The 416-nt window shown below is 59.6% G+C and carries 1 protein-coding gene; it reads left to right on the forward strand.

The window, feature by feature from the left end; all coding sequences use genetic code 11:
• Positions 1-416 (forward strand): GTP-binding protein (locus tag XX99_RS16410; protein ID WP_156186034.1); only part of this gene is annotated, 416 nt, incomplete at both ends.

The following is a 416-nucleotide window of genomic DNA, read 5'->3' on the forward strand; positions in this document are numbered from 1 at the left end:
ATGGCGAAGGAGAAATTTGACCGGTCGAAGCCGCACGTGAATGTGGGAACGATTGGACACATTGATCACGGGAAGACGACGTTGACTGCGGCGATCACGAAGGTGTTGTCGAAGCACAACCCGAACAACAAGTTCCGCTCGTTCGACACGATTGACAACGCACCCGAGGAGCGCGAGCGCGGTATCACGATCGCGACGGCGCACGTGGAGTATGAGACGGCGAACCGTCACTACGCGCACGTCGATTGCCCGGGCCACGCCGACTACATCAAGAACATGATCACCGGCGCGGCGCAGATGGATGGAGCAATCCTGGTCGTCGCTGCGACCGACGGACCGATGCCGCAGACCAAGGAGCACGTTCTGTTGGCTCGCCAGGTAGGCGTGCCGTACATCGTGGTGTTCCTGAACAAGTG

The sequence above is a fragment of the Silvibacterium bohemicum genome (assembly GCF_001006305.1).
Classification (GTDB): domain Bacteria; phylum Acidobacteriota; class Terriglobia; order Terriglobales; family Acidobacteriaceae; genus Silvibacterium; species Silvibacterium bohemicum.